Source organism: Enemella dayhoffiae (assembly GCF_002250625.1).
Classification (GTDB): Bacteria; Actinomycetota; Actinomycetes; order Propionibacteriales; family Propionibacteriaceae; genus Enemella; species Enemella dayhoffiae.
The window spans coordinates 103841-124393 of record NZ_NMVQ01000045.1; the positions used below are offsets into that span (position 1 = coordinate 103841).

20 protein-coding genes and 1 tRNA gene are annotated in these 20553 nt (G+C 70.8%); 16 read left to right on the top strand and 5 right to left on the bottom strand.

Features of this window, described 5'->3' with window-relative positions; genetic code table 11:
• Nucleotides 1–27: 27 nt before the first annotated feature.
• From mfd to CGZ93_RS16310, 11 genes are all read left to right on the top strand, one after another.
• Nucleotides 28–3558, top strand: a complete 3531-nt coding sequence (mfd, locus tag CGZ93_RS16260) for a transcription-repair coupling factor (RefSeq protein WP_094365191.1) — start codon at nucleotides 28–30, stop codon at nucleotides 3556–3558.
• A gap of 133 nt (nucleotides 3559–3691) precedes the next feature.
• Nucleotides 3692–4219, top strand: coding sequence for a hypothetical protein (locus CGZ93_RS16265; RefSeq protein ID WP_229117540.1), 528 nt, complete (start codon nucleotides 3692–3694; stop codon nucleotides 4217–4219).
• A 7-nt stretch (nucleotides 4220–4226) separates the two neighbouring features.
• Nucleotides 4227–4850 carry a MazG family protein gene (locus tag CGZ93_RS16270; RefSeq protein WP_094365193.1) on the top strand — a complete coding sequence of 208 codons (624 nt, stop codon included), beginning with the start codon at nucleotides 4227–4229 and terminating at the stop codon, nucleotides 4848–4850.
• Between the two features lie 300 nt (nucleotides 4851–5150).
• The gene (locus CGZ93_RS16275; RefSeq protein ID WP_094365194.1) at nucleotides 5151–5420 is read left to right on the top strand and encodes a hypothetical protein; all 270 of its coding nucleotides are present in this window, start codon (nucleotides 5151–5153) and stop codon (nucleotides 5418–5420) included.
• A 198-nt stretch (nucleotides 5421–5618) separates the two neighbouring features.
• On the top strand, nucleotides 5619–5852 hold the full coding sequence (locus CGZ93_RS16280) for a hypothetical protein (protein WP_094365195.1): 234 nt from the start codon (nucleotides 5619–5621) through the stop codon (nucleotides 5850–5852).
• 195 nt (nucleotides 5853–6047) lie between these two features.
• Nucleotides 6048–7331, top strand: a complete 1284-nt coding sequence (gene eno / locus CGZ93_RS16285; protein ID WP_094365252.1) for a phosphopyruvate hydratase — start codon at nucleotides 6048–6050, stop codon at nucleotides 7329–7331.
• A gap of 26 nt (nucleotides 7332–7357) precedes the next feature.
• Nucleotides 7358–8032 (top strand): FtsB family cell division protein, encoded by a 675-nt coding sequence (locus CGZ93_RS16290; protein ID WP_094365196.1) that lies wholly within the window; start codon nucleotides 7358–7360, stop codon nucleotides 8030–8032.
• Between the two features lie 17 nt (nucleotides 8033–8049).
• Nucleotides 8050–8535, top strand: coding sequence for a DUF501 domain-containing protein (locus CGZ93_RS16295; RefSeq protein WP_094365197.1), 486 nt, complete (start codon nucleotides 8050–8052; stop codon nucleotides 8533–8535).
• Nucleotides 8536–8638: 103 nt separating this feature from the next.
• A complete protein-coding gene (locus tag CGZ93_RS16300; protein ID WP_094365198.1) occupies nucleotides 8639–9037 on the top strand; it encodes a hypothetical protein in 399 nt (132 codons plus the stop codon).
• A gap of 37 nt (nucleotides 9038–9074) precedes the next feature.
• A tRNA-Leu gene (locus CGZ93_RS16305) sits at nucleotides 9075–9150 on the top strand.
• A gap of 71 nt (nucleotides 9151–9221) precedes the next feature.
• The gene (locus tag CGZ93_RS16310; RefSeq protein WP_094365199.1) at nucleotides 9222–9998 is read left to right on the top strand and encodes a Bax inhibitor-1/YccA family protein; all 777 of its coding nucleotides are present in this window, start codon (nucleotides 9222–9224) and stop codon (nucleotides 9996–9998) included.
• Between the two features lie 490 nt (nucleotides 9999–10488).
• Here CGZ93_RS16310 and CGZ93_RS16315 read toward each other — a convergent pair whose 3' ends face one another.
• The gene (locus tag CGZ93_RS16315) at nucleotides 10489–11163 is read right to left on the bottom strand and encodes an NUDIX hydrolase (RefSeq protein WP_094365200.1); all 675 of its coding nucleotides are present in this window, start codon (nucleotides 11161–11163) and stop codon (nucleotides 10489–10491) included.
• Between the two features lie 144 nt (nucleotides 11164–11307).
• Here CGZ93_RS16315 and ypfJ point away from each other — a divergent pair, with 144 nt between their 5' ends.
• Nucleotides 11308–12180, top strand: a complete 873-nt coding sequence (ypfJ, locus tag CGZ93_RS16320) for a KPN_02809 family neutral zinc metallopeptidase (RefSeq protein WP_094365201.1) — start codon at nucleotides 11308–11310, stop codon at nucleotides 12178–12180.
• 63 nt (nucleotides 12181–12243) lie between these two features.
• Nucleotides 12244–13464, top strand: coding sequence for an acetyl-CoA hydrolase/transferase family protein (locus CGZ93_RS16325; RefSeq protein WP_407643954.1), 1221 nt, complete (start codon nucleotides 12244–12246; stop codon nucleotides 13462–13464).
• A gap of 17 nt (nucleotides 13465–13481) precedes the next feature.
• On the opposite strand, the gene CGZ93_RS16330 is transcribed toward CGZ93_RS16325, so the two are convergent.
• Entirely contained in the window at nucleotides 13482–15143 is a 1662-nt protein-coding gene (locus tag CGZ93_RS16330) for a hypothetical protein (RefSeq protein WP_094365203.1), read from the bottom strand.
• A gap of 45 nt (nucleotides 15144–15188) precedes the next feature.
• Between CGZ93_RS16330 and CGZ93_RS16335 the strand changes: the two genes are divergently transcribed.
• Complete coding sequence (locus tag CGZ93_RS16335; protein WP_094365204.1) at nucleotides 15189–16253, top strand: DNA adenine methylase; 1065 nt, start codon at nucleotides 15189–15191, stop codon at nucleotides 16251–16253.
• A 20-nt stretch (nucleotides 16254–16273) separates the two neighbouring features.
• Nucleotides 16274–17017, top strand: a complete 744-nt coding sequence (locus CGZ93_RS16340) for an SIR2 family NAD-dependent protein deacylase (protein WP_094365205.1) — start codon at nucleotides 16274–16276, stop codon at nucleotides 17015–17017.
• 6 nt (nucleotides 17018–17023) lie between these two features.
• On the opposite strand, the gene CGZ93_RS16345 is transcribed toward CGZ93_RS16340, so the two are convergent.
• Nucleotides 17024–17545 (bottom strand): GNAT family N-acetyltransferase, encoded by a 522-nt coding sequence (locus tag CGZ93_RS16345; protein ID WP_094365206.1) that lies wholly within the window; start codon nucleotides 17543–17545, stop codon nucleotides 17024–17026.
• Between the two features lie 23 nt (nucleotides 17546–17568).
• Here CGZ93_RS16345 and CGZ93_RS16350 point away from each other — a divergent pair, with 23 nt between their 5' ends.
• Nucleotides 17569–18510 carry a DUF2510 domain-containing protein gene (locus tag CGZ93_RS16350; protein ID WP_094365207.1) on the top strand — a complete coding sequence of 314 codons (942 nt, stop codon included), beginning with the start codon at nucleotides 17569–17571 and terminating at the stop codon, nucleotides 18508–18510.
• Nucleotides 18511–18517: 7 nt separating this feature from the next.
• Here CGZ93_RS16350 and CGZ93_RS16355 read toward each other — a convergent pair whose 3' ends face one another.
• Both CGZ93_RS16355 and CGZ93_RS16360 read right to left on the bottom strand, forming a co-directional pair.
• Complete coding sequence (locus CGZ93_RS16355) at nucleotides 18518–19807, bottom strand: alpha-amylase family protein (RefSeq protein WP_141211256.1); 1290 nt, start codon at nucleotides 19805–19807, stop codon at nucleotides 18518–18520.
• Entirely contained in the window at nucleotides 19753–20526 is a 774-nt protein-coding gene (locus CGZ93_RS16360; RefSeq protein ID WP_176451811.1) for a hypothetical protein, read from the bottom strand. Before CGZ93_RS16360 ends, CGZ93_RS16355 begins: the two co-directional genes overlap by 55 nt.
• Nucleotides 20527–20553 lie beyond the last annotated feature (27 nt).

Sequence of the window (20553 nt, forward strand, 5' to 3'; positions counted from 1 at the left end):
ATTGGGCGCCGGGGCTAGGATCGCCCGGTGACCCTTCAGGGACTGGTCCAGCTCGTCGGTACCGACCCCGTCATCGCTGAGGTCAGCGATGGCGCGCGCTCGCGTACCCTCTCGGCGGCCGAGGTCACCCTGCCGCCGTCGCTGCGACCGTTCCTGACCGCCCTGCTCGCCGAGACCCGCACCGTGCTGCTGGTCACCGCCACCTACCGCGAGGCGGAGAACCTGACCACCGCCATTGGCGCGGTGATGGGCGAGGAGCAGGTCTGCTACTACCCGGCCTGGGAGACGCTTCCGCACGAGCGGCTCAGCCCCCGCTCCGACACCGTCGGGCGCCGGCTCGCGGTGCTGCGCAGGCTGGCCGACCCGGTGCCGGAGCGGCGACCGCGGGTCATCGTCGCGCCGGTTCGGGCTGTGCTGCAGCCGCAGGTGAAAGGGCTCGCGGAGCTGTCCCCGGTGCGGATCGTCGCCGGCGAGGACTTCGACCTCGGTGACCTGGCCGAGGCGCTGGTGGCGGCCGCCTATCACCGGGTCGACCTGGTCCAACGGCGCGGCGAGTTCGCCGTGCGCGGCGGGATCGTCGACATCTTCCCGCCCACCCTCGAACACCCGGTGCGGATCGACCTGTTCGGCGACACCGTCGAGGAGATCCGGCACTTCACCGTCGCCGACCAGCGCTCCACCGAGCTGGTGCTGCCCGAGGTCGTCGCCGACCCGTGTCGGGAGTTGCTGCTCGACGAGGGCGTACGCCGTCGCGCCGCCGCGCTGGCCGAGCAGCACCCGCAACTGGCCGAGATGCTTGAGCCGATGGCCCAGGGCCACGCGGTGGAGGGGATGGAAGCGCTCGCCCCGGTGCTGGTGGACGGGATGGAACTGCTCGTCGACGTGCTCCCCGCCGACACCCTGGTCGCGATCTGCGACCCCGAACTGGTGCGCGGTCGCGCCGCCGACCTGGTCACCACCAGCGAGGAGTTCCTGCAGGCGTCGTGGGCGGCCGCCGCCGGCGGCGGGCGGGCCCCGATCGACCTCGGCGCCTCGGCGTACCGGAGCCTCGCCGACGTGCGCACCGCCGTCATCGCCAACGGCCAGGCCTGGTGGTCGCTCTCCCAGTTCTCTCTGGGGGATACCGGGCCGTCTCGCTCAGGGGACGTGTCGGAAAGCACCGTTCCGGCGTACACGATTCCGGCCCACGCGACGGAGTCCTGGCGCGGGGACACCGATGCGGCGGTGGCGGCGATCAAGGAGGCGATGGCCGACGGCTGGCGGGTGGTGCTCGTGGCCGAGGGCAAGGGCATGGTCAAGCGGATGGTGGAGATCCTGGGCGAGCACGAGATCGGCACCAAGGCGGTCCGGGCGCTGAACCGCCCGCCGGCGGCCAGCCTGGTGACCGTCGCGCTGGCCGAGTTGCCGCACGGCTTCCGGCTCGACTCGGCCAAGCTCGCGGTGTGGACCTCCGGGGACCTCTCCGGCCGCGGGCCGGCGGACAAGTCGCTGCGCCGGATGCCGAGCCGCCGCAAGAACCAGATCGACCCGCTCGAGCTGACCGCCGGCGACCCGGTGGTGCACGAGCAGCACGGTGTCGGGCGCTATGTGGAGATGATCCAGCGCACGGCCGGCGGTGCGGTCCGTGAATACCTGGTGATCGAGTACGCCCCCTCCAAGCGGGGCCAGCCCGGCGACCGGTTGTTCGTGCCGATGGACCAGCTCAATCTGCTGAGTCGCTATGTGGGTGGGGAAAACCCCAGCCTGGACCGGATGGGCGGCGCCGACTGGCACAAGCGCAAGGGTCGCGCCCGCAAGGCGGTCCGCGAGATCGCCGCCGAGCTGATCAAGCTGTACGCCGCCCGACAGGCCTCCCGCGGCCACGCCTTCGGCCCCGACACCCCCTGGCAGCGGGAGTTGGAGGACGCCTTTGCCTACGTCGAGACCCCCGACCAGCTGGCCTGCGTCTCGGAGGTGAAGCACGACATGGAACAGGTCGTGCCGATGGACCGGTTGATCTGCGGTGACGTCGGTTACGGCAAGACCGAGATCGCGGTGCGCGCCGCGTTCAAGGCCGTCCAGGACGGCAAGCAGGTGGCGGTGCTGGTGCCCACCACGATCCTGGTCCAGCAGCACGCGAACACCTTCGCCGAGCGCTACGCCGGCTTCCCGGTGCGGGTGGCTCAGCTCTCGCGTTTCCAGTCGGAGAAGGAATCCCGCGAGGTGAAGAAGGCGGTGACGGCCGGCCAGGTCGACGTCGTGGTCGGCACCCACCGGCTGCTGTCGGGCGAGGTGGAGTTCTCCGACCTGGGCCTGGTGATCATCGATGAGGAGCAGCGGTTCGGGGTCGAGCACAAGGAGGCGTTGAAGAAGCTGCGGCTCAACGTGGACGTGCTGGCGATGTCGGCCACTCCGATCCCGCGCACCCTGGAGATGGCGGTCACCGGGATCCGGGAGATGTCCACCATTGCCACCCCGCCCGAGGAACGGCACCCGGTGCTCACCTTCGTCGGCCCCTATGACAGGGCACAGATCGGCGCCGCGATCCGTCGCGAGCTGCTCCGCGAGGGACAGATGTTCTACATCCACAATCGGGTGCAGTCGATCGACAAGGTCGCCAACCAGCTGGCCGAGCTGGTGCCCGAGGCCCGGGTGCTCGCCGCGCACGGCCAGATGGGGGAGCACAAGCTGGAACAGGTGATGCTCGACTTCACCGAGCGCCGCGCCGACGTGCTGGTCTGCACCACCATCGTCGAGGCCGGCCTGGACATCTCGAGTGCCAACACGCTGATCATCGAACGCGCCGACCTGCTCGGGCTCTCCCAGCTGCACCAGTTGCGCGGTCGGGTCGGCCGCAGCCGCGAGCGCGGGTACGCCTACCTGCTCTATCCACCGGACAAACCGCTGACCGAGACCGCGCACGACCGGCTGGCGACGATGGCCGCCAACGCCGACCTGGGCGCCGGGATGCAGATCGCGATGCGCGATCTGGAGATCCGCGGCGCCGGGAACCTGTTGGGTGGTGAACAATCCGGGCACATCGCCGATGTCGGCTTCGACCTCTACATCCGGCTGGTCGGGGAGGCGGTCGCCGACTTCCGCAGCGACGGCCAGGCCAGCGAGTCCGAGCCCGAGCTGCGGATCGAGCTGCCCGTGGACGCCCACCTGCCGCCGGACTATGTCGAGTCGGAACGGCTGCGGCTGGAGATGTACAAGCGGCTGGCGGAGGTGCGCACGGCCGAGGACCTGGCCGAGGTGCGGGCCGAGCTGACCGACCGCTACGGTACGCCGCCGGCCCCGGTCGAGGCGCTGCTCGAGGTGGCCGCCTTCCGCAACGATGCCCGGGTCGTCGGGCTGCACGAGGTGGTGCTGCAGGGCAACTACGTCCGCTTCGGCCCGCACGACCTGCCCGAATCGCGGCTGCTGCGGCTGAAGCGGCTGCACCCGCGCACCGTGGTCAAGACCGGGCACCTGCTCGTCCCGCGACCGCTGGCCGCCACCGTCGGCGGCGTCGCGCCGACCGATACCGAGCTGCTGCGCTGGTGTGCCCAGGTGGTTCGCGACATCTTCGCCGACTGATCGGCCCACGGCTTCGCCGACTGATCGGCCCACGGCTTCGCCGACTGATCGGCCCACGGCTTCGCCGACTGATCGGCACACGGCCACTAGACTGGCGCCGGCCCAGACAGGGCAGGCGACGAGGAGTGGGTGCATGGCAGGGTCAGGAATCCGGTTCAGGGTGACGGCGGCGATCGCCGCGGCAGCGAGCGTGGTGACGCTGGGGCTGGGCGGCTGCGCCAACAGCCCGTCCACCGCGGCGACCGTCGGCGGGCGTACCTTCACCACCTCCGAGGTGACCCGGGCCTCCCAGGAACTGGCGAAGATCAACCCCCGGCTCGCCGAGCCCGGCCTGGTGCTGAGCGTCAAGATGCGCGGCGCCGCGGCCGAACAGATCGCCGCCTCGCGCGGGATCGACCTGACCGCCGAGACCAACAAACTGCTGCCCCAGCTGCAGATCCCGCCGCAGCTGCTCTCCCAGCCGGCGGGGCAGTCCTTCGTGATGGACGTGGTGAAGGCGGACGCCCTGGCCCAGAAGCTCGGTCAGGCCGAGATGGGTTCGGCGCTGGCGTTCATCCCGGTGCACGTCAACCCGCGCTATGGCGTGAAGGGTCTCGAGGACGTCGCGAACAGCGAGGGAGGGCTCGGCAGCGGGTCACTGTCCCGGCCCGCCGCGCAGTGACCCGGCGATGACCGAGCCGGCCGCCCACCCGGAACTGGACCGCTTCATCGCGGTGATGCAGCGGCTCCGGGTCGAGTGCCCGTGGGACGCCCGGCAGACCCATCGATCCCTGGTGCACTACCTGGTCGAGGAGACCTGCGAGGTGGTCGAGGCGATCGAGGCCGGTGACGACACGGACCTGCGCGAGGAACTGGGCGACCTGTTGCTGCAGGTGGTGTTCCACGCCACCATCGCCGCCCAGGAGGGCCGGTTCGACGTCGATGAGGTCGCGCGGGGAGTCGCCGACAAGTTGGTCGCGCGGCATCCGTGGGTGTTCTCCGACCAGGGCGTGCCCGACGACCTGAACGCCACCTGGGAGGCCGGGAAGAGGGCCGAGAAGGGGCGTACCTCCAGCCTGGACGGGATCCCCGAGCGGCTGTCCGCGCTCGCCCGGGCCGACAAGGTGATCGCCCGGACCGCCAGCCACGGCGTACCCCTGGACCTGCCGAGCGAACTGATCACCGCCGAGCAGGTGGGCGTCGAGGTGCTCGCCCTGGTCTCCCGGGCCCGGGCCAGCGGCATCGACGCCGAACAGGCCGTGCGGGACGCGCTGCGTTCGGTGGAGGAGGACGTACGCCGCCGCGAGGCCTGAGCGGAACCGGAACCGGAACTTTCCGGAGGCGGGGTCGGCCCGCGGCTGAATAGGTTCGAGTCGAACGGCCGAACCCCCCGCCCCAGGCAGCCGACCCGGAGCTCCACCCAGCCCACCCGCACCAGCACCCGGCCCGCCAGCACCACCACGAAACCGGCCACCAGCACCTCGACGCGCCCTGTCAGCGCCACCTCGACGCGCCCGGCCACCTCGACCACGAGCACCGGTCCCTCAGGTGCCGGTCAGGTCGGGGCGACCCAGACCTACACCGACGCGACGGGGCACCAGACCACGCGCAAGGTGTATCGGGCCGCCGATGGCACGCTCACCGTGGTCGAGCACGACACCGTCACCGGCGGCACCAGCTCGACCCGGTTGTCCGCCGACGGCGGCGTGCTCGGTCGTACGGTGAAGGCCGGCCCGCAGCAGGCGAGCTCGACGGGTTCTTCGGGCGCCACGTCCGCGGCGAGCAACGACGTGAAGTTTCCGGTGAACCAGTTCCGAAATCCCCCGGGAAGTGCACAGCGCAAGAAGTTCGACGCGGTGGACTGCGGCCGTCGTCGATGGTGATGGCGGTGCAGAGCGTGGGGCGTACCCCCAACGCGATGAACGCGACCGGCAGCAACACCGACCAGGTGCTGGACCGGGCCCGGGCGGACATGGGGGCGGCCGGTGGCGGGCTGACCAACGCTGAGGCTCTGCAGGCCGGATTGGTTCCGCAACGGCATCGCAGCGGAGAAGACCGCTCTCCGCTACAGCACCCCCGACGTGTTGGCGGCGCTGGACCGGGGCGAGACGGCGATGGCGCTCGGCCGACTCGGACAGAACATGGACACGAACTGGCAGGGCCGGTCCTGGCCGGTGAACGCGACACCGACCGCCTACGGAATGGGGCACTGGGTGACGATCACCAAGGACGCCAACGGCACCTACACCGTCTATGACCCCGCGTCCGCGACCGGCCAGCCGGTTGCCCATCCGGTGTCAGCAAGCAGTGGGTGACGGACTGGCTGAACAGCAAGGCTGGCACAAACCTGACCGTGCGCCGCTGAGGACGGCCGGCGTCTGGCCTGCGCCGGCCGCTGCGCACCGGGACCGCACGCCCCGGCGCAGCGGCCGGACGCCGCCCCTCTAGGGTGGATCTCGGGCCGGGAAACCGGCCTGACGAACGCACCAGTTCTCTCGAAAGGCATGACCGTGGCAACCATCGAATTCGTCGACGCTCGCGAGATCCTCGACTCGCGCGGCAACCCCACCGTTGAAGTGCAGGTCATCCTCGACGACGGCTCCGAGGGCCGGGCCGCCGTCCCCTCGGGTGCCTCCACCGGCGCCTTCGAGGCGGTTGAGCTGCGCGATGGCGGCGAGCGTTACGGCGGCAAGGGCGTGCTCAAAGCCGTGGAGAACGTGATCGAGCAGATCCAGCCCGAGGTGCTCGGCCTGGAGGCCAGCGAGCAGCGGCTGCTGGACCTGGCGATGCTCGACCTGGACGGCACCGACAACAAGGGCAAGCTCGGCGCCAACGCCATCCTCGGCGTCTCGCTGGCCGCCGCGCACGCCGCCGCCGAATCCGCCGAGCTGCCGCTCTACCGCTACGTCGGCGGCCCGAACGCGCACGTGCTGCCGGTACCGATGATGAACATCCTCAACGGCGGCTCGCACGCCGACTCCAACGTGGACATCCAGGAGTTCATGATCGCCCCGATCGGTGCGGCCAGCTTCGCCGAGGCCCTGGAGATAGGGGCGGGGGTCTATCACGCGCTGAAGAAGGTGCTCAAGGACAAGGGTCTGTCGACCGGTCTGGGCGACGAGGGCGGTTTCGCCCCCAACCTGGACTCCAACGCCGAGGCGTTGGACCTGATTCTCGACGCCATCCGCAGCGCCGGCTACGAGCCGGGCACCGAGGTCGCCCTGGCGCTGGACGTGGCCGCGAGCGAGTTCTTCGACAACGGTTCGTACGCCTTCGAGGGCAGGCAGCTGTCGGCGGCCGAGATGACCGAGATCTACGCCGGCTGGGTGGACAAGTATCCGCTGGTCTCCATCGAGGACCCGCTCAACGAGGACGACTGGGACGGGTGGAAGACCATCACCGACCGGCTCGGTGACAAGGTGCAGCTGGTCGGTGACGACCTGTTCGTGACCAACCCCGAGCGGCTGCAGCGCGGGATCGACAACGACACCGCCAACGCACTGCTGGTCAAGGTGAACCAGATCGGTTCGCTGACCGAGACTCTGGACGCGGTCGACCTGGCCCACCGCAACGGCTACCGCTGCATGATGTCGCACCGCTCCGGTGAGACCGAGGACGTGACCATCGCCGACCTGGCCGTCGCCACCAACTGCGGCCAGATCAAGACCGGTGCCCCGGCCCGTTCCGAGCGGGTCGCCAAGTACAACCAGCTGCTGCGGATCGAGGAGGACCTCGACGACGCCGCCGTGTACGCCGGAGCCGCCGCCTTCCCGCGGTTCGCTGCCAAGGACTGAGGCGGACCCCGCCTAGACTGGCGGGGATGCCGGACAAGCCACAGACACGACGCTCAGGAGCCGGCCCGGGACGCGGAAAGCCGCGTACCAGGGCCGGCTCCCGCGCGTCCCGGTCCACCGCCGGAGCCGGAGTCACGGCCGCCGAGGTGCCGGCCACCGGCGAGCCGATCGATCCTGGTTCGTCGGCCGATGCCCACACCGACCGGCAGCTGCGCCGACTCGGGCTCACCCGCCGGGCCGTGGCACTGTTCGTGGTGCTGGCGATCCTGGTGCTGTCGTACGCCTCCAGCCTGCGCATCTATCTCGACACGGAGCGGCAGAACGCGGAGAACCGGATGGCGATCCAGCGTTCCCGCGAGCGGATCGACAACCTGAACGGGCAACTGCAACGCTGGGAGGATCCCGACTTCGTCCGCGCCCAGGCCCGGGAACGGCTGGGTTGGGTGGTGCCCGGTGAAACCGGTTATCGCGTGATCGGTCCCGACGGGAAGCCGATCGGGACCAGGATCGAGTCCCAGCCGCGGGACCCCAAGACCCCGCAGCCGGCCACCTGGTGGCAGCAGGTGTGGGACTCGACCCGGGCCGCCGACCATCCCGCTCCCGTGCCGACCTCCTCGCCGCTGCCGAAGCCGCCCATCACCGACGGGACCAGAACGCCCAGCCCCAGCCCCAGCCCGAAACCGACGAAGGCCGGCCGGTGAGTGGGTCTCTCGAGCCGATGTCCGAGGCCGACGAGCAGGTGATCGAGCAGCAGCTGCACCGTCGCCCCCGCGGGGTGGCCGGAATCGCCTGGCGTTGTCCGTGCGGTCGCCCCGGAGTCGTCGCGACCGAGCCGCGGCTGCCGGACGGTACGCCGTTCCCGACGACCTACTATCTGACCTGCCCCCGGGCAACGGCCGGATGCTCGACCCTGGAGGCCCAGGGCGTGATGGCGGAGATGACCGGGCGATTGGGCGCCGACGAAGAGCTGGCGGGGCGCTACCGGGGCGCGCACGAGGCGTACCTCGCCGATCGTGCGCTCCTGGGTGAGGTGCCGGAAATCTCCGGAATCTCGGCCGGGGGGATGCCGCAGCGGGTGAAGTGCCTGCACGTGCTGGTGGGTCACGCGCTGGCCGCCGGCCCCGGAGTGAACCCGCTCGGGGACGAGGCGGTTGCGGCCCTGGGCGAGTTCTGGAAGCGTCCCTGTTGTGCAGGTCAGGACTGACACGCGTGTCGGCTACGCTGCCCTGAGTTCAAATCAGGCCCGATGAGCGGCGCCCGGGGTTAGTCTGGTGACTCACCCCGGACGAAGCAGGAGGACAGACGAAATGGCACCTTGGCAGTGGGTCCTGTTGGCCGTGCCTGCAATCGTGCTCCTGCTGTCGGTCGGGATGATCGCGCGCACCCTGATGGGGGCCACCGCGGACCCCGGGGCGGCTCCCCAGCCGGCTGATCAGGGTTCTGCCTCCCCCGACTCCGCCGACTCTGAACCGGTCGAGCTGGGCGGGGAGTTCGACGACCTGTTCGTCTCCTCCGCCGAGCCCAGCCGCGCAGCCGATTCGGCCGACGAGGTCGAGCGAAAGGAGGACGGCGACGACGGGGGTTCGCGCATCGCCGCCGCCGACGAATCCGTGCCGAGCGACACGACCGTCGCCGGTAGCGGCTGGCGCCGCCCCGCCGAGCCGGAGCCCGTGGTCCCGCAACGGGCCGCGGACTCGCCCTCCTGATCCCCGAGGGCCCATGCGCCCGACGGGCCCGCAACCGGCCCCCGTAGCCCAACGGCAGAGGCAGGCGGCTTAAACCCGCCCCAGTGTGGGTTCGAATCCCATCGGGGGCACCACGGCGGAATGCGCAGTCGGGTTGTCGATGTTGACTACTATTGACTACGCCACATCACGCGACGGAGGACACATGCGCACCTCGAACCCCGTACTTTCCCGGCAGGACGCCTTCACGCCCTACCGGGCACCCCAGGGCCACCAGGGACCCCCCGGTCAGCAGACCGGCCGGATGACCCTGGACGACGTGCTCACCAAGACCGGGATCACCATCGGTCTGGTGGTGCTCGCCGCGGCCGCCACCTTCTTTCTGATGCCGCCAGCGATCCTGCCGCTCGCGGGCATCGGGGCGGCGCTGTCCACCATCGTGATCACCTTCATCGTCGCGTTCCGGCGCACGGTGTCGCCCGCGCTGGTGGTGCTGTTCGCGCTGATCGAGGGCGTGTTCGTCGGCGCCATCTCCAAGTTCTTCGAGAACGCCTACTCCGGGATCGTCACCCAGGCCATCTTCGGCACCCTGGTCGCCGCCGTCGCCACCCTGGGGGCGTACAAGTTCTTCAACGTCCGGGTGACCGCCAAGTTCACCAAGATCGTGGGCATCGCCACCCTCGCCTTCGCCGTCGCCACCCTGGCCAACTTCCTGCTCGCCCTGGCCGGAGTCAACGGCGGCGCGGGCCTCGGGCTGCGCTCCGGCGTGACCGGACAGGTGAGCCTGCTCGCCATCGGCGTCTCGGCCATCGCGGTGGTGCTGGCCGTGCTCAACCTGGTGCTCGACTTCGACTACATCGAGCGCGGGATCGAGATGGGCGCCCCGGCCAATCAGTCCTGGAAGGCCGCCTTCGGCCTCACCGTCACCCTGGTCTGGCTCTACGTCGAGATCCTCCGCATCCTGAGCTATTTCCGGCGCTGAATTCTTGTGGGGGTCGACCCCCACACCCCCGCGCGCGCTCTGCGTCGCCTCGCTTCGGCTGAAATCCGCCCTGTTGGGCTGTCGGTTCCGATGGTCTGGTGGGGCGGATTTCATCCTCGGGCTCGGTGACGCAGCCCAGGGGACGCGCGCAGTTTCTTGTGGGGGGCGACCCCCACACCCCCGCGCGCGCTCTGCGTCGCCTCGCTTCGGCTGAAATCCGCCTGGTACGCCTGTAGGTTCCGATGGTCTGGTGGGGCGGATTTCATCCTCGGGCTCGGTGACGCAGCCCAGGGGACGCGCGCAGTTTCTTGTGGGGGGCGACCCCCACACCCCCGCGCGCGCTCTGCGTCGCCTCGCTTCGGCTGAATCCGCCTGGTACGCCTGACTGGTCGAGTTGGGATGCCGGGCGGATTTCATCCTCGGGCTCGGTGACGCAGCCCAGGGGACGCGCGCAGTTTCTTGTGGGGGGCGACCCCCGTCGGGGCGGGACTCAGAGGTTCTTGTCGAGCAGGGAGCGGGCGCCGGCCGTCCACCAGACGCGGCGCCAGCTGTCGGTCGGGACCCACTGGGCGGCCGCCGTGGTGCCTCCGACGTCGTGCACGACCGGGTCGATCGGGTCGGGGCAGTGGCCGGAATAGACCAGGCGCACCGCGTGGAAGTCCTCCAGAACACCGTTGGGGGCGCGGCCGATCCAGTGGTCCGACTGGACGGCGACCAACTCGCCCAGTTCCACCTGCTGGCCGGTCTCCTCCCACGCCTCGCGGACCACCGTGCGGGCCGGCTCCTCACCCGGGTCGACGCCACCCCCGGGCAGCCCCCACTGACCCGGCACGTGGGTGCGATCCGAGAACTGGGTGGCGAGCAGGCCCCGGGACGAGGTGATGATCCCGTACGCCGCGACCCGCTGGCGGACCACCGGCACCTCGTCGGGGTCGGTCTGCAGATCCGGGTCGAGGCCGCGAGGCCGGCGCAGCCGGACCTGACCGTGTGAATGCGGAGCCCCCTGCACGGTCAGCACGATCTCCTCACCGTCGCGGGAGGCGTACAACGGCCGGGTCAGGCTCAACCCGTGCTGCCAGACGGCCACGTGCGGATCCTCGCCGTGGCCGAGGTCGCTGGCGAACAGCTCCCGCCCACCGGGGGTCGACACGCACACGATCCGCATCCGTCCATCATGGCCTGTCGGTCAAGGCGTCGCGAGCCGCCGGGCCGGGCTCCAGCGAGCCAGCGGCCGCGGCTTCCGCCGTCCCGCTACACTCGTGCTCGCTCGTCCAGCGGCGACGCCCCTGTCCGGACACGTGGAGGTTCGATGCAGTACAACGACAACGCGCAGCTCGATCCCGGCCAGGTGTCGGGGGGCGGCGGCGGTGGCGGCCGGATCGCCGTCGGTGGCGGCATCGGCGTGACGATCATTCTGTTCCTGCTCTCGCAGTTGCTGGGCGTCGACCTGACCGGCCTGGCCGGCGGTTCCAGCCAGCCGCAGGAGGACCCCAACCAGCCCAACCCGTACGCCAACTGCCGCAGCGGTGCCGACGTGCGCACCAACCGCGAGTGTCGCTGGGTGGCGTACACCAACTCGATCCAGGGCTACTGGTCGCAGACCCTGCAGGGCTATCAGATGACCCAGACCAAGATCTTCACCGGCCAGATCAACACCGCGTGCGGTGCCGCGTCCTCGGCTGTCGGCCCGTTCTATTGCCCGGCCGACCGGTTCGTCTATCTCGACACCGGCTTCTTCGACCAGCTCACCCAGCAGCTCGGCGCCAAGGGCGGGGACGCCGCCGAGGCGTACGTGATCGCCCACGAGTATGGCCACCACATCTCCAACCAGATCGGCACCATGGAGCAGGCGCAGGCGGCCGGCAACCAGACCGGTCCGGACTCCCCGCAGGTACGCCTGGAGCTGCAGGCGGACTGCTTCGCCGGGGTCTGGCTGAAGAACGCGACCGCCGACCCGAACAGCCCGATCGCCCAGATCACCAACGACGACCTGGCCCGGGCGGTGGACGCGGCGATCGCGGTCGGTGACGACCGGATCCAGCAGCGCACCCAGGGTCGGGTGGACCGCGAGTCGTGGACCCACGGCTCCTCCGCGCAGCGCAAGAAGTGGCTGTCCACCGGCTACAACTCGGGCAACCCGAACACCTGCGACACGTTCGCCCGGGACGCCCAGGTCGCCTGACCCACTTGGCGCGACCCCGCCCGCTCGGCCCTCGTGCGGCACGGCAGGATGGGTGCCATGAGGATCGTTGAAGAGGCCGCGCTGGCGGCCCGGCTGGGTGCCGTACCCGACGGGTCGCGGGTCGTGGCGACCGGAAACTTCGCCACCCCACGCGCGTTGATGGGCATCGTCGACCGCGCGATCGAGACCTATCGGTTGTGCATGCTGAACGCCCAGCCGGGCATCCCGGACCGCGCGGGGGTGGTGCACGAGTCGTCCTTCGTCGGCCCGGGGATGCGCCGCAGCGACCGGCTGCGCTATCTGCCCGCGCGGCTGTCGATGGTGCCGACCCTGTTCGCCGGGCCGCTGCCGCCCGAAGTGGTCGTGCTGCACGTCTCGCGGCCGCGGGGTTCGATGGTGTCGATGGGCATCGAGGTGAACATCCTGCCGGCCGCGATCGAGGCCTGCCGGCAGCGCGGTGGGCTGGTGATCGCTCAGGTGAACGACCGGATGCCGTTCATCGGCGGGGACGCACTGGTCCCGGTCGACGACATCGACCTGGCGATCGAGGTCGACGAGGAACTCGCGACCCACGCCCCCGGGGCGATCGACGACGAGTCGGCGGCGATCGGCGCGGCGGTGGCCGCCGGCGTCCGCGACGGGACCACCCTGCAGACCGGTATCGGCGCGGTCCCCGATGCGGTGCTCGCCGCGCTCACCGAGCGGCGCGGGCTGCGGGTGTGGACCGAGATGTTCTCCGACGGGGTGCTGGCCCTGGACCGGCAGGGCTGCCTGGATCAGGATCATCCGCTGATCACCTCCTTCCTGTTCGGGTCGGCGGAGCTGTACGCCTGGGCCGACGGCAATCCGCGGGTGCGGATGCTGCGCACCGAAAAGACCAACGATCCGGCGCTGATCGCGCTGAACCGGCAGATGCTGAGCGTGAACACCGCCCTGCAGGTCGACCTGTTCGGGCAGGCGAACGCGTCGCGGATCAAGCACCGGATCTATTCCGGCACCGGCGGCCAGACCGACTTCATCGTCGGCGCGATGCACGCCCCCGGTGGTCGGGCGGTGCTCGCGCTGAAGTCCTGGCACCCCAAGGCGGACGTGTCCACCGTGGTCGGCCACCTCACCGAGGCGACCACGTCGATGCAGATGAGCGCGGTGGTCACCGAGCAGGGCACCGCCGAGTTGTGGGGTCACACCCAGACCGAGCAGGCGGCCAACCTGATCGAACACGCCGCCCACCCGCGCGCCCGCGAAGCCCTGTGGGACGAGGCCAAGAACCTCGGCCTCGCCTGAGCCAGCGGACCGGACCGCTAGCGGCGGGGGCAGATCCAGAGACCGTCGGCGGACCAGAGCCGCCGTTGGCAGTCGAAGTTCTGGGCGAGGGCGGCGGCCACCCGCGGGTTCGCCGTGGCCGGGTCGAACCAGTCGAGCTCGATCACGGCGGCGCCCGCCCGAGGGTCGGAGAGGCAGTCCAGGTTTTCCGCGAAGCTGCGGGTGCCCTCGACCCGAGCAGCCTGCCTGCCGACCGCCCGCTGCAGGAACGTCGGAGAGGCATAGCGGCACGGCGTCGGGTTGCCCAGCACCCACGGCGTACCGAAGGCCAGATAGACCACGGGCACGTCGGGAGCCAGCACCCGGTGCGCCCGCTCGGCGGTGGCACCGGCGTGCTTGGCCTCGGCCAGGTTGACCGCCGGGGTGACGGTGCGGTGGGCCAGCGAGAACGAGTACGCCGCCCGCGGTGAGAGGGTGACCAGCAGCGGCAGCAGGCAGGCCATCGCCATCCAGCCGCGGCCGGTGGAGATCCGGTCCCGCCAGCGGTCGCGGAAGACCGACGGCTGCCACCAGACAAGTCCGACGCCGACGGCCAGCACCACCAGCACCGCGGCCAGCGCCAGCCAGGTGCTCCGCCCCCGGAACTCGTTCCCGGGCACGAACAGCAGCGTGGACATCCCGAAGGCGAGCGCAGCGGTGGTCGGCAGAGCCACCGGTACGCCCTCCCCGATCCGCACCGCGCGGTGCGCGATGGTGGCCACCGACACGGCGGAGAACACCGGCAGCGCAGCCAGGTGATAGAGGAAGTTCTGATGCTGCACCACGAACGGCAGCACCAGCAGCGCCATCAGCGCCAGGTTCCACAACGCCCAGCGCCGGTGCCCGCCACCGCGCTGCCACAGCCACACCTGCGCCACCAGCGCCACGATGGTGATCGGGGACACCACCAGCGCGTTCACCAGGCCTTTGCCGCTGCCCAGCACGGCCCCCACGCTCAGCGGCGGGTTGAGCCGGGGCAGGTCCATCAGCCACTGCCACTCGTGCGGTTCGGCCAGCACCGTCAGCACGAACAGCGCGACGGTGGCGAGCAGCGTGACCAGGGCGGTGAGCCGGGCCAGTCGGGTGTCTATCGCGGCCAGCAGCAGCAGTGCCGCCAACGCCGTCGGAGCCGTGGTGAACTTGAGCAGCACCACGACCGCGAGCAGGATTCCGGCGGCGATCGGCGGCAGGATCCCGTGATCGGCGAGCAGCGCCACCCCGATCGCCAACGCGGCCAAGGCTACGGCGTACCACTCGGGTTCGGCGAAGTCCCAGCCGGGCGCCCAGGCCAGGCCGCCGAAGGTCGCCAACCCGATCCATTCGGCCCCCCGTACGCCGGCCCAGCGGCGCAACCCGACGGCAAGTGACGCCGCGGCGAGGCCGGCGATCACCATCGACCACAACCGGACCAGGATCTCCTCACTCCAGTAGTGGGTGGGGGAGAGCTGATCGATGGCCCACATCAACCCCCGGGAGAAGAAGGGGCGGTGCACCCACACCTCGTACCACTCCAGCCCTCCGGCGCGGGTGGTCTGCAGCGCGCCGAGCACGTAGCGGACGTCCTGATTGATCCCGGGGCGCACCACCTGGATCACCGTGACCAGGCAGACGAGGGTGATCAGCAGCCAGCGCCAGAGCCGGGGAAAGCGCCGTGTCTGCACGCTCCGAACCTAGCGCAAGGGGTTACTGAGGCTACGCTGACGGGGATGATCAAGTACCTGGGCTCGAAGCGGACCCTGGTGCCGGTGCTCGGGGAGTTGTTCGCCCGATCCGGGGCCGGGACCGCCGTCGACCTGTTCACCGGGACGACCCGGGTGGCCCAGGAGTTCGCCCGCCGAGGCGGGTTCGTGCACGCCAACGACACCGCGGCGTACGCCCACCTGCTCGCCCAGTGCTATCTGGAGAGCGACCCCGACCAAATCGACCCGGCTGAGCTCGCCGACGCCCTCGCCCACCTCGCCGCACTGCCGGATCGTCGCGGCTACGTCACCCGGGTGTTCTGCGAGCAGGCCCGCTATTTTCAACCACACAACGGAATGCGGATCGACGCCATCCGCGCCGGCATCGACGAGCACTATGCCGACCACCCGCTGCGCCCACTGCTGCTCACCTCGCTCATCGAAGCCGCCGACCGCGTCGACTCGACCGTCGGGTTGCAGATGGCCTACCTGAAGTCGTGGTCGGCCCGCTCCCACCAACCGCTGCGGTTGCGTACGCCGCAGCCGGCCCCCGGGACCGGGCGGGCCTGGCAGCTGGACGCCGCCGAGGCGGTACGCCGCATCCCCGCGGTCGACCTGGCCTACCTCGACCCGCCCTACAACCAGCACCGCTACTTCACCAACTATCACGTCTGGGAGACCCTGGTGCGCGGCGACGAACCCGAGCACTACGGGATCGCCTGCAAGCGGGTCGACTCCCGCGGCGAGGAGACCAAGAGCCCCTGGAACAGCCGGCGGACGATGCCCGCCGAGTTCGAGCGGGTGCTGGCCGGGCTGCGCGCCGAGGTGCTGGTGCTGTCGTTCAGCAACGAGGGGTTCCTGCCGCTGGAGACGCTGGTCGAGCTGGGTGCGGCCGGTGGCCGGGAGGTACGGGTGCTGCAGTTCGACACCCGCCGCCACGTCGGCGCCCGGATCGGCATCCACAACCTCGCCGGGGTGAAGGTGGGTCGGGTCAGCCACACCCGCAACACCGAATATCTGTTGGTGTGCGGGGAATCCGCCCGGGTGGACGCGATGGTGAACGGGTTGCAGCCGCTCGCCGCGGCGACGTGAGATCCGTCTAGGCTTGCCCCATGGTTCCCAGCGCCATCGCCGACCTGGTCACCGCCGCCCGCCGGATCACCGTGCTCACCGGGGCGGGGATGAGCGCGGAGTCGGGGGTGCCCACCTTCCGGGACGCGCAGACCGGGTGGTGGGCGCGTTACGACCCGATGCAGCTGGCCACGCCGGAGGCGTTCGACGAGGACCCCGATCTGGTCTGGGCCTGGTATCTGCGGCGGCTGCAGCTGGTCCGCGGAGCCCAGCCACATTCGGGACACCATGCGCTCAGTTCCTGGGCGGTGCTGCGCCCGCTGAGCATCGTCACCCAGAACGTTGACGACCTGCACGAGCGCGCCGGCTCCACGGTGCTGGCGCACCTGCACGGCAGCCTGGCCGAGTTTCGCTGCGCTTCCTGCGGGGGTACGCCGCAGCGCCTGCCGGAGCTGCCCGACGAGGTGCCGGAACGGGTCGCGCCGCCGTTCTGCACCGACTGTGGCGGACGGATCCGGCCCGGGGTGGTCTGGTTCGGGGAGGCGTTGCCGCAGCAGCCGTTCGCCCACGCCGAGCAGGCGGTGACCGATGCCGACCTGGTGCTTGTCGTGGGCACCTCCGGGCTGGTCCAGCCGGCGGCCGGTCTCCCGCTGCGGGCGCGCGCCGCGGGCGTACCGACGGTGGAGCTGAACCCTACCGACACCGCGCTCAGCGACTATGTGCAGCACCGTTGGCGGACCACCGCGGCCGAGGGACTGCCGCGGCTGCTCGAGCTGCTCGGCTGAACGCCCTCAGAGGGCCAGCAGCATCGTCTCGGAGGTTCCGCTGAAGCCGACGGTCCGAAAGCCCAGCCGCTCGTAGAGGTCGCGGGCCGGGTTGTCCGGGTCGACGCTCAGGCTCACCCCCGGCAGTCCGCGTTCGCGGGCCAGTTCGAGCAGGGCGCAGAGCAGCTCCCGGCCGGTGCCCTCGGCGCGGTCGTCGGGGTCGGGCACGGCGACGGTCAGCTCGGGGATGCTGGGGCCGACGAACCCGTAGCCGGGGTCCTCCCCGGTGAAGAACCGCAACCAGGCCACCGCGACCGGGCGGTCGTCCTCGGTGACCGCGACCAGGCCCAGGTCGGCCCGCGGATCGTCGCCCGTGGCCTCCGCCGGGCGGGGATCCCGCCAGTAGTGGCTGAGCGCCGGATCGGACGCCACCTGCTCCATGCCGATCTGCTCGGTGGAGGTGAACCGGCCGACCGACCAGTTCACGGCGGCGTACACGGCGTGGCGGAGCAGGTCCTCGTCGGCGGAGGTGAGTGGGCGGTGACGCATGGGGCTCAGGTTAGACTCCGCCCGTGCAGGCACCCGGCTGGTATCCCGATCCGAGCGGTCAACCGCAGAGCTTCCGTTTCTGGGACGGCCAGTGGTGGACACCGGTCACCACCCACGACCCGCGGACGCCGTGGCCGACCCCCGAGGAACTCACCCGACCCGGACTGCAGCCTCTGGGAGCAGACCAGTCCCAACAGGGCCCCCAAACCCAACCTGGCCAACCCGCGCCCGGCCAACCCGCGCCCGGTACTCCCGGGCCGGGCGTACCGGCACCCGCCCGCTCCCGGACCCCGTTGTTCATCGGCCTGGGCGCGGTGCTGGTGCTCGCGCTGGTGATCGCCGGGGCGCTCTGGTTCACCCGCGGCGGTGAGACCACCGGCCCGACCTCCCCGCCGATCGCGCCGCCGACCAGCGGGCCCACCTCGGTCGGGTCGAGCGGCCCGCCGACGCCGACGCGGTTGCGCTGCGACAACGGCAACGGCAACCAGACCTCCCAGCAGGCGGCCAGTTATTCCTCCACCGGTCTGCGGATCGACACGCCACCCAGCTTCACCTTCCGTTTCGACCGCAACTACTGGACCTGGGCCGACGACTTCGCCGCCTGGGGCCGCGGTCCCGAGGGGGCCGGGGTCGTGCTCGCCGGGATCCGCGCCGAGAACGGGTTCTCCGACCCCTCCAGGGCCGGGGAGCAGGTGCTGGAGTGCATGGTCGCCAGCCTGTCCCGGCAGGGCGGCAAGACCACCAGCGAGGGGGCCAGGACCGCGCCGACCACCGTCGACGGGATGCCCGCCCACCGCACCACGGCCCGGCTGCTGTCCAGCGAACCCAAGCCCCTGGTGGTCAGCATCACCGTGATCGACTCCGGTCAGCCGGGCAAGCTCGGTCAGCTGATCGCCTTTCATCCCGAGGGCAGCCCGGTCCAGGCCGAGATCGAGCAGGCGGCGGCGAGCGTACGCCGCGGCTGAGACCGGCTCAGCGCTGCTGCAGCACCGCCACCGACCAGGGGGCGACCGCGTAGTGGTCGTGCAACGCGTCGGCCGTGTCTGGGGACCAGAGGTTTCCGAACGATTCGGCCCAGGCCGCGGTGTCGACGATCCGCAGCCAGTCGACGCCCGGATCGAGTCGGAAGTCGGCGTCGGTGGCGCCGGCGTTGACCAGCAGCAGGAAGTCGGTGTCCCCGCACCCCGAGCCGTCGATGTGTACCGCGACGGCCCGGTCACCGGCGTGGCAGTGCGAACCGTCGGGGCGGCTGAACAGATAGCTCACGTCGTCATCGTCGAGCACGTGATTGCCATATTCGCGCTGCCGCAGCGACGGGTGCGCGTGCCGCAGCGCCATCAGTGAGCGGGTGAAGGACAGCAGCGGGTTGCCCGGCCCCGGGGTCGCACCGATCACGTCGAAATAGGCGTACCCAGGGTTGTCCGGGTCGACCGGCTCGGCGGTCGGGGTGGGGGAGACCGCCTGGGCCCAGTTGTTCCAGATGCCGACGGTGTCCAGTGACCACGGGTTGTTGTTGCCGTTCTGGGTGCGGCCGTATTCGTCGCCGGAGACGATCATCGGCACCCCGCGGGAGAACATCAGCACGGTCCAGAACGCCCGGAAGCGGGCCCGCCGCAGCGCATGGTCACCGCCGGAATCCCAGGCCAGGTTGTCATCGGAGCCGCCGTCGCTGGGTCCGAACGGGTACGCCTGGTCGTTGTGCTTGGTGGTGAAGGAGACCAGATCCATCAGCGTAAACCCGTCGTGGGCGGTGACGAAGTTGATCGACTTCTGCGGGCCACCCTGGTCGTTGAAGTTGGCGTAGTCACCGTTCACCCGCTCGATGAAGTCATCGGTGTTGCCGTCCCCCTTGAGGAATCGGCGTACCGCGTCGCGATATCGGCCGTTCCACTCGCCCCAGCCGGCCGGGAAGTTGCCGACCTCATAACCCCACAGGTCCCATGCCTCGGCGATCATCTCCAGCTCGTGCTGTTCGGCCAGGTCGATGATCTGCGCCAGCAGCGGATGGGGCGGGAAGAACCGCTTCTGCTCCTCCCAGTGCTCGCGCTCGAACGCGTTCGGCGTACGCCCCAGCACCGGCGCCAGGTCGAAACGGAACCCGTCGACGCCCATCCGCTCGGCCCAGTGGGTCAGCGAATCCACCACCAGTCGCTGGCTGGCCGCGGTGGAGAAGTTGACCTGGTTGGAGCAGCCGGTGGCCCCGTCGATCAGCCGGTGGTCCTTGGTCTGCACGTAGTAGTCGTTGACCGCAAATCCACCCACGGTGGCAGCTCGGCCGGTACGTTCTGGATGCCGTCGAAGCCGGCCGCCCGGGCGAACAGCTCGCCGAGCCGGCGGGCGCTCGGGTGGGCGGTCAGGTTGCGGATGTGCGCCTCGTAGATGATCGCGTCCTCGGGCGCCAGTCGCGGACGCTCGCCGGTGGGGGTGTCGTCGACGACCAGCACCGACTTGCCGGCCAGCCGGCCGGTGTCCAGCTCGCGCCGCGGCCGACCGTGGTGCGGGTCGCCGCCGGTTCCGAACCAGCCCCCGTCGCCGCCGGCCGCCCGTACGTCGGGCGCGGCATGGGAGTGGGTGATCTCGGCGGCGTAGGGATCGATGAGCAGCTTGTTCGGGTTGAACCGGTGGCCGTCGGCGTCCACGTCGACGACGAACCCGGCAGCGGATCCGCCGCGGGTCCAGTCAGGGTGGGCCGGCCAGTTCGGACCCCAGCAGCGGAACCCGTACAGGGTGCCGTGCCCGACCCCGGACAGCTCCGCCCGCCAGGCGCCGTCGGGGCCCCGGACCAGATCGAAGTCCGCTATCGGGTCGCTGCCGGTCGCGTCCCGGTGGATCTCCAGCAGCACCCGGGTGGCCTCGGGGGCGTGCACGGCGAAGGTGGTACGCCCAGTCCGTGCGTCGGGCGTCGGGCCGAGCGGCCGGTCGGCCCGCGCCCACTGGTCGGGGGCGAACGCGGTCGGGATGGCGGTGGGAGCGTCGGTCACGGTCGCATCCTCGCAGGCGGGCCGGGT